9 protein-coding genes are annotated in these 7,280 nt (G+C 35.7%); 4 read left to right on the top strand and 5 right to left on the bottom strand.

The window, feature by feature from the left end; genetic code table 11:
* Positions 1-246: 246 nt before the first annotated feature.
* Positions 247-834: a site-specific integrase gene (locus MMY95_RS14660; protein WP_003646144.1), complete on the bottom strand. Its 588-nt coding sequence runs from the start codon at positions 832-834 to the stop codon at positions 247-249.
* An 85-nt stretch (positions 835-919) separates the two neighbouring features.
* Here MMY95_RS14660 and MMY95_RS14655 point away from each other — a divergent pair, with 85 nt between their 5' ends.
* Complete coding sequence (locus MMY95_RS14655) at positions 920-1,183, top strand: AbrB/MazE/SpoVT family DNA-binding domain-containing protein (protein WP_003643337.1); 264 nt, start codon at positions 920-922, stop codon at positions 1,181-1,183.
* A complete protein-coding gene (locus MMY95_RS14650; protein WP_001748110.1) occupies positions 1,177-1,521 on the top strand; it encodes a type II toxin-antitoxin system PemK/MazF family toxin in 345 nt (114 codons plus the stop codon). Before MMY95_RS14655 ends, MMY95_RS14650 begins: the two co-directional genes overlap by 7 nt.
* Before the next feature lie 511 nt (positions 1,522-2,032).
* Here MMY95_RS14650 and MMY95_RS14645 read toward each other — a convergent pair.
* The 4 genes from MMY95_RS14645 to MMY95_RS14630 all read right to left on the bottom strand — a co-directional run bounded on the left by MMY95_RS14645 (position 2,033) and on the right by MMY95_RS14630 (position 4,007).
* Entirely contained in the window at positions 2,033-2,332 is a 300-nt protein-coding gene (locus MMY95_RS14645; protein WP_241277766.1) for a hypothetical protein, read from the bottom strand.
* Positions 2,325-2,603: a DUF2089 family protein gene (locus MMY95_RS14640; RefSeq protein WP_241277765.1), complete on the bottom strand. Its 279-nt coding sequence runs from the start codon at positions 2,601-2,603 to the stop codon at positions 2,325-2,327. Before MMY95_RS14640 ends, MMY95_RS14645 begins: the two co-directional genes overlap by 8 nt.
* A 244-nt stretch (positions 2,604-2,847) precedes the next feature.
* Entirely contained in the window at positions 2,848-3,612 is a 765-nt protein-coding gene (locus MMY95_RS14635; RefSeq protein ID WP_063722188.1) for a helix-turn-helix transcriptional regulator, read from the bottom strand.
* A gap of 182 nt (positions 3,613-3,794) precedes the next feature.
* On the bottom strand, positions 3,795-4,007 hold the full coding sequence (locus tag MMY95_RS14630) for a DUF3923 family protein (RefSeq protein WP_015063544.1): 213 nt from the start codon (positions 4,005-4,007) through the stop codon (positions 3,795-3,797).
* Positions 4,008-4,245: 238 nt separating this feature from the next.
* On the opposite strand from MMY95_RS14630, the gene MMY95_RS14625 reads away from it, so the two are divergent.
* A complete protein-coding gene (locus MMY95_RS14625) occupies positions 4,246-4,734 on the top strand; it encodes a DUF536 domain-containing protein (RefSeq protein WP_241277764.1) in 489 nt (162 codons plus the stop codon).
* 704 nt (positions 4,735-5,438) lie between these two features.
* Positions 5,439-5,816 (top strand): YxeA family protein, encoded by a 378-nt coding sequence (locus tag MMY95_RS14620; protein ID WP_003646093.1) that lies wholly within the window; start codon positions 5,439-5,441, stop codon positions 5,814-5,816.
* Positions 5,817-7,280: the final 1,464 nt, after the last annotated feature.

The raw sequence follows: 7,280 nt of genomic DNA, 5'->3' as shown, positions 1-7,280 counted from the left end.
TCTAATTTAACTAAAATCAAATCGAATGTCAAAGTATCCAAACACGTTCTTAGTTAAGTACAAGCATAAATTGAATTAAAAATACATTCCATTCAACAACAGCAGAAATTGATTTTATGGTTATCAGCAGACCGAGTGAAACGAGGTCAATGTGCACTTACACATAGAATTTATTCTATGTTGTGCTAGGCCCATTAAAAGCCTGTATCAGAAGTCGCCGTTGGCGACAACAAAATCAAAACCAATTTACCCAAAATCAATTTGGTTCAACATGTTTTCTGTACTTGCTTGATCCAAGCCCAAATAAGCTAAAGTCATTGATTCACTTGAGTGATTTAGTAAGTGCATGACTAGGCCAATATTGTAATTTGATTGCGTGTAAACACGATAAGCCCCGGTTTTGCGCATCGTATGAGTACCTAGATAATTAATTCCTAACAGATCGCCAACCCTACTCATAATTTTGTAGAACTGTTTTTCAGTGATATGGCGATCTGGGTGTTGAATGGAAGGAAAGAGCCATTCAGATGCTAGTTTATGATCAAGCAGCCATTGACGATACAATAAGAGTTCTGTTTGAACTGGTTTAAGGTACAAGGTATTAGGCTTACCAGTTTTTCGATCATGAATGAACGCATTTTGTTTAATAGAACCGTCCAGATTAAAAATATCGGTCTGTTTTAAACCCATAACGTCACTCACTCGCAGTAGCGTAGCTTTACCAACTTGAAAAATCGTATAGTTACGTCGGCCAGCTTTAAAGTTATTGAGTAACGTATCTTGAACCTCTTTAAGAACGTTTGAATCTTTTATGGGTAAGACAACTTGTTGCATGTAAATGACCTCCAGTAAGAATATTTGCATTGCGTATCTACACGGGATATACTTGACTTGTAATAATAATTTAGGAGGGGAAAATATGGAACTTATTAAAGAACAAACACGCTTAGCAAAGTGGGGAAACTCGAAAGCTGCTAGAATTCCTAGCCAAATTATTAAACAACTGAAATTAGATGATAACCAAGATATGACAATAACCATTGAAAATGGATCAATTGTTTTAACACCAATAAAAAAGAACCCAACCAATATTCACGAACTATTTAAGGATTGGAAAGATGACGGGAAAAGGGATCACGAGCTTGATTGGGGAAAGTCAGAAGGCAATGAACTTCAATGGTAAGCCAAGGTGATATATTTTATGTTAACTTTAATCCAAGCCGTGGTCATGAACAGATGAATAAGCGACCAGCCATTGCTCTGAGCAATGATCTAGTCTGTCAGACAAGTAACATGACGATTGTGGCTCCAATTAGCAGTACCAAGCGTAATTTTCCAATGTATCATCGACTAACTAGTAGTCAAACAGTATATGGAAAAGTATTATTAGATCAAACCATAGCCTTAGATTTACGGGCAAGACATGTCACTGATGAAACTATTGTCGATCATGTATCGCGTGAAGAACTAGAAGAAATAATCACTTTGTACAAATTATTGTTTAGTATTGATGATAAATAGAAGAAGTCATTTCTCTAATATTAAAACAAATAACCCCCAACATCTATATTATAGATGTTGGGGGTTATTTTAACAATGATTTTGAGGGGCGATTTGGAGATTATAGCCCCCACTGGTAGGAGCAAAGCTGCTAAAGTGTATAAAAAATGCCATCACCTCGAGCCAAGGTAATAGTCTTCATAAGCAACTACCTATCCCAAAAAGTATGTTTTAACAAAAATTCCAATCAATATGACAACAGCTAACAATAGTGTAGTTTTAAAATATGGAACGCAACAAGAGTAAGTAATGATTCGGTGCTGCTCTTTTTATAGGTGTTATTTTTTTCGTGATATATCCTTAGCTTTCATAATATTCATTTCTTTCTCTATTTTTTTCTTTCTCTTATTATTTCCGGAAATAAAATATCCGATTAACCCAATATTTTCTTATTAAAATAGCCTAAGACATATTGCAATATTGTAGCGACAATGACAATTACCCAGAGTAATGCTGAGAATATATTCACAATTTAATATTCCTCTTTATTTTTTGACAAATCTTTAGCTTTCATTTTTTCGATTTCTTTGCTGGCTTTCTTCTTCCTATCCCCCAGTGCCTCTAACCAGATACCATTTAAAATTGCCTCTCCCACAATCAATAACGTTAGTTTGGTTAGTAAAGACTGATCCTTAGTAAAGATGATATAAACCATTAATAACAGAAAAGCAATTCCAGGAATCGCTCCAAACCATTTTGGCAAATATCTATCTAAAATGTAAAGGATAGCTACAATCAACATACCCATTAAAAGCCCTTTAAACTCACTCATGTTTTTCCTCCTTAAAATCTTCAATAATTTGTTTTGCTAAGTCTAACGATATTTTTTCGTCAATTACCAATTGCATAATTTTGTTTTCAAAGGTACTTGTATCATTCTGTTCAATTAAATCAATTTTTTGAATAATTTTATTCAAGCGCATTCTGACGGTCGGATAACTTACTTGATATACCTTTGCCAATTGCTTTAGAGAGCCCGAAGCATGTACTAACTGTTTAACAAATTCTTGGTCCGCTTGATCTAGTGTTAAAAACCAGTTCATATTTTTCCCCTCCTTAATTAAATAATATTTATTTTAAGTTAACATTATTTATAATAAATGTAAACAAAAGACATTATTTTTTATGTGTTGACCGATTTAATTTGACTCCGAATTTGACAAAAATAGTCTTTCAAAGCGATAACAATGCCGCTTTGAAAGACTATTTAAAAAGTATTTAGTACTAAATGGTTATTTAGATTTATAGACCCTAAAGCTGCTTTGGGGATTGTAATTTGGTGGTTCTCTATTCAGTTACTAACTGTTGGATAGTGTCGGATATGTGGATTTGTGTCTTATACTTCTTAAGGTCATGATTGTTAGTCGCTGTATTTCCCTTATGGTTTAACAAGGCATCTAGCGCTGCTAAGTTGCTAACATAAGTCTGATTAATGTAGGTGCGAGGCACAATACGTGCAACTTTAACATAGCTGCCCTTATGATACGCCATCACATAAGGATCTTTGACCCCAGGATTAAGCCCCGTCGTTAAGGTTAATTTGGTCCATTCATTACCCATCGTATTATCGGTGAACCAAGCGGTCCAGTAACCATTGGTCGCCTTATTGTTAGGAGAAATTTCCTTTTCACTAGGTAATTTAGTGTACCCGACTTTATAGGATAAAAACGGATCAAAGCGATCAATCGTCCCAATACCTTTATAATATCCCAAACATAAAATACCAATACTAACCAGTGCTAGTACGATCAAGCCACCTAAACCAAAAGTCCAACGACGATAACGACTTTTAAGCTTAACATCATGATCTATCTGGGTAGCCAAAGAGGGTTCTTTATCTTTTCTCATTGCAATCTCCTCGTTAAATAGAAGTTTTTCGAGTGAGATGTTAAACAATTGACTCAAAGCATGCAGGGTCTCTAAACTTGGCATATTCTTGCCAGTTTCCCAAGTTGAGACCGTTTGACGGGTCACATGTAATTTTTGAGCTAACGCTTCTTGGGTTAAGTTAGATTGTCTGCGCAAGGTCTTGATATCGTCTTTAAAGCTCAAATCTCACTCCTCCTAAATCATAATCAAGGATCTAAGGCAATCCTAGCAAGAATTACTAGCATTAGTCACGCAAATGTTACTTGCACAAGCCAATAAAGCCATTCTTCAGATCGTAATAACGTTCTGAAGAATGGCTTTAGAAATGATCAAAGGCCTAGTTAGTTATAGACCCTGATTTAGTTTTACTTTCTATGCTTAACAAATAGCAGTAAGACAAGTTGGATCAAGATGATAACAATAAAGAAAACCACTAGCACAATAAAAGCAGCTAATTTAGTTGCTGGCGTTTGAATCGTTCCAGCACCAGCAACTTTTCTAATGAAAATTACAAAGCTTAATATACTGAAGATGATTAGCCAAATAAGATTGCTTAGCCACCAAACTTTTAATTTCATGTGTTTGGAGTTACTCCTTCTTTTGGTAGTAATATGTACTAACTAATTGGCATAATAGAATTATACTGGTCAGAAAGGTAGCCGTCCCTATCGAGCCAAAACATCCACTATTCTTAAAAATCTCCGCGATAGGATATATATCATATGTTGAGAGACGTGTTCTAAGCCCTCGTTCAGTGTTCACCTTGATTAACTATGTTAATATAAACGTATAGACTAACGTAAAGGATGACGTAAAATGGCAAATAAGACAATATCTTCAATAGCTAAAGATTTGAAGATATCACGTGCAAGGGTTTATCAAATCATTGATATGCTTGATGACAACGAAAAACCCTCAAAAGACAGCAATGATAGATATATAATTGACGATAGTGTTGTCAATGCTATTCGTAAATACTATGCAAACAGTAACACCAAGTCTAAACAAGAAAAAACGTCACCAATTGACGATAAAGTTCTTGATATAATTCGACGTCAACTAGACGAAAAGGATAGACAAATTGAAAAGCTAACTCAATTACTTGACCAGCAACAACAGCTCAATTTGTCTACTAACCGTCAAAACGAAAAATTACTTGATACCTCTACGAACAACACCCCCTCAAAGGACGATAGCCCCTCGCAAAACGACGATACAGACGTTTTAAAGCCTACCGAAAGTAATTCTAAGTGGGAAGAAACAAAAACGCTTAAAAAGGGCTTATTCGGCTGGCTAAGACGTTAAAAATACCCCTTTGTCATATTATCGGCAAAGGGGTATAATACTGTTTGTAACTAAATTGAATAGACAAAAAAATTCCCTCGGTCGCCACCGGGGGAACACATAACCCTTATCAAAGTTTATGTGTTCATTTTACCTACTATTGTAAGATTTTTCAAGTGGGTAGAGTTGAATTTTTCTGGATCACGGGGGAGCCAAGCCCCGTTACTAGAGTGGCAACATTCTAGCCAAGCCAACTAATCTTACCTTTCGAGGACTGACAGCCGGTTAGCGGAGCTAATGAAACAAGTCGACAGGTCAAGTGAGAGCCGCCGCTATAAACTCCCACTAGGAATTAACCTATACTTGTATTTAGGTTGGTTCCGAACGGTGGCCCCACGTACGGGGCGGGCGGTAAAGCAGTACGAAAGTACAGGGCGATTACGCAAGGCCAGTGATCCAAACAACTAAAAATAAATGATTGCTGGCACCTATAAAGGGTGCTTTTTTTATAGGCTAAATTAGTTAGGCTAATCTACAAGCGCAATAGTAACAATACAAGTGTTTTTACGTGACGGTGATTCGTGACGAACAACAAAAAGTTTTCTTCTTCGCAAAACAAGGGGAAAACTATATCCCGCTCAGGTTCAAGCGTTCTGAACAGCAAAGGGCGAAACCAAAGTCAAGTTAGTTTTAAGTGTTTTTATAGAGTTTAGGGGGATTTGTTTTTGAGTAAGTCTGCAATTAAAAATCATTGGATAGAAAGTGTCTTGGTTGTTTTCCTAGTTGGAGTTACAGTTTTAAGTATTGGGTGGCATATTTATCGGTATGGTGGTGATTATTACTACATGCGAGTTAATGGTAGTAGTGAATCATTTCCTGTAACAGTTCCGGTTGGGATTACACAGAACGGCTATGTTTATCGTGGTATTGCTAAAGATAAGTATGGGAATCGGCAACGGTTAGAGGTTCACACGGTTGCTGATGATTTAGGGCCATTTCATAAGGGACAGATCATTAGAATTACATATAATCCTAAATTTGGTGTGACTAATTATAAGAAAGTTAGCCGTGATCAGGTTCCACCATTGGCTAGAATTCACTAACTTTCCTAAAATAAGAATGCTGTTAAAATAGGCTTTGATTTGATCGTTTTACCTAGACCAATTTAATTTCACAAAGTAAAAAACAAGTACCCCTGCTAACACGGTGTTAGTGGGGGTACTGTGATTAATGGGGATTATGTTAACTTGATTAAATTGAGTGGTTGCGTATATTTCTGACCATGCTATACTATGCTTGTACTGCATGACATGGCATTACACACTACTTTCAGTAACTTAACTGCACAATAAAAAGGCCTACCCTTAATTGGATAGACCTTTTTAGTATTGCAACAAATTTTTACCATGTTATACTATGCTTGTGTTCAGGCATGAGACACTTCTTTCATTTTGAACTGGGTGTAATTGATCTGAGTTGACGCAGATTAATTCTCTCTAAAAGTATAGTAAAAAGGCCTGTTCTTAACTGGATAGACCTTTTTATTATGTCAATTTTAATGCTATTATAATAATGTGTGTTATCTATATTACTTGGGGGAGCGGCTATCTGTTTAGGTAGTCGCTTTTTTATATTGCAATTTAATGAGAATGATCTAAAATGAAGTTGTCCTACTTAGTTTAGGACTCATGGTATTCCGTTTCGAAGTGACAACTTCTTAGTTAGCACTTACCCGGGTGTTCACTTTTTTAGTATTGCACCAAGCTTGCATAGTGCTATAATCATGCTTGTGTCTCCGACATGACACAAACACCTACTTCATAATAGTGTGACAATTCTAGCAAAATCATAAAGGCCCGTCATTAATTTGATAGGCCTTTTTGTGTGCTAACAAGCAACCTAAGCAACTTTATACGCTAAAAGGTGTAAAAACTAGTTAAAAGCTGTCAATTCCTTATGCTCCCACGTTTTGCTCGTCCGCTACCATTGACAGCAAACAGTTAGTTTTTTTGAATCTTAACAAGAATCTAACTGCTATATTCGTTTTTAAAGGCCTTATTTCTCGTTTCTAGAGATTTTGAGACTGTTTATATATATTTATACCAAAGCAAAAATAAAAAGCCCTCAGCAGGCTTTTAGAGGGCTAAATAACGAAGCCAGGACGATTAATAATATCTTCTTTTCTTTTTTGCAAAACATAAGTATACAGGGAATCATACAAATTCTTTTTGATCTCGTCAGGTTCATTGAAAGAAGCTTCAAACAATTCTTGAATATCAACTTGCCAAGGATCAGCAAGCATTTCATCAATTGGTTTTAATACTTTCTTTTAGTCCAGCTTAATTACTCCTAACATTAAAATAATAATTTCAATTTAGATACGCAGTTCTTAAAGTTAGTTATTCAAATTTTGTTGCCAGGTTTATGAAGATTCTCTGCATAAAGCAATTAAAAAAATTTGGTTGAAAGCAGCGGGATATGCAACAATTTTTAGCATTTAAAGCATAACAAACTTAGAACGTGTTTAGAATCTTTTCAAGAGTATTCGCAGGAAGGCTAAGCTAATC

The sequence above is a fragment of the Lactiplantibacillus sp. ME-2 genome (assembly GCF_022549155.1).
In the GTDB taxonomy this organism is placed as follows: Bacteria; Bacillota; Bacilli; order Lactobacillales; family Lactobacillaceae; genus Lactiplantibacillus; species Lactiplantibacillus plantarum.
The sequence above is the reverse complement of the archived record's forward strand: the minus strand, read 5'-3'. Positions and strand labels throughout refer to the sequence as shown.

Bases quoted from the DNA above. Each gene is read 5' to 3' on its own strand.
- MMY95_RS14625 (WP_241277764.1), top strand. From the start codon at position 4,246: ATGGCAAATAAGACAATATCTTCAATAGCTAAAGATTTGAAGATATCA.
- MMY95_RS14645 (WP_241277766.1), bottom strand. From the start codon at position 2,332: ATGAGTGAGTTTAAAGGGCTTTTAATGGGTATGTTGATTGTAGCTATC.
- MMY95_RS14630 (WP_015063544.1), bottom strand. From the start codon at position 4,007: ATGAAATTAAAAGTTTGGTGGCTAAGCAATCTTATTTGGCTAATCATC.
- MMY95_RS14655 (WP_003643337.1), top strand. From the start codon at position 920: ATGGAACTTATTAAAGAACAAACACGCTTAGCAAAGTGGGGAAACTCG.
- MMY95_RS14640 (WP_241277765.1), bottom strand. From the start codon at position 2,603: ATGAACTGGTTTTTAACACTAGATCAAGCGGACCAAGAATTTGTTAAA.
- MMY95_RS14650 (WP_001748110.1), top strand. From the start codon at position 1,177: ATGGTAAGCCAAGGTGATATATTTTATGTTAACTTTAATCCAAGCCGT.
- MMY95_RS14660 (WP_003646144.1), bottom strand. From the start codon at position 834: ATGCAACAAGTTGTCTTACCCATAAAAGATTCAAACGTTCTTAAAGAG.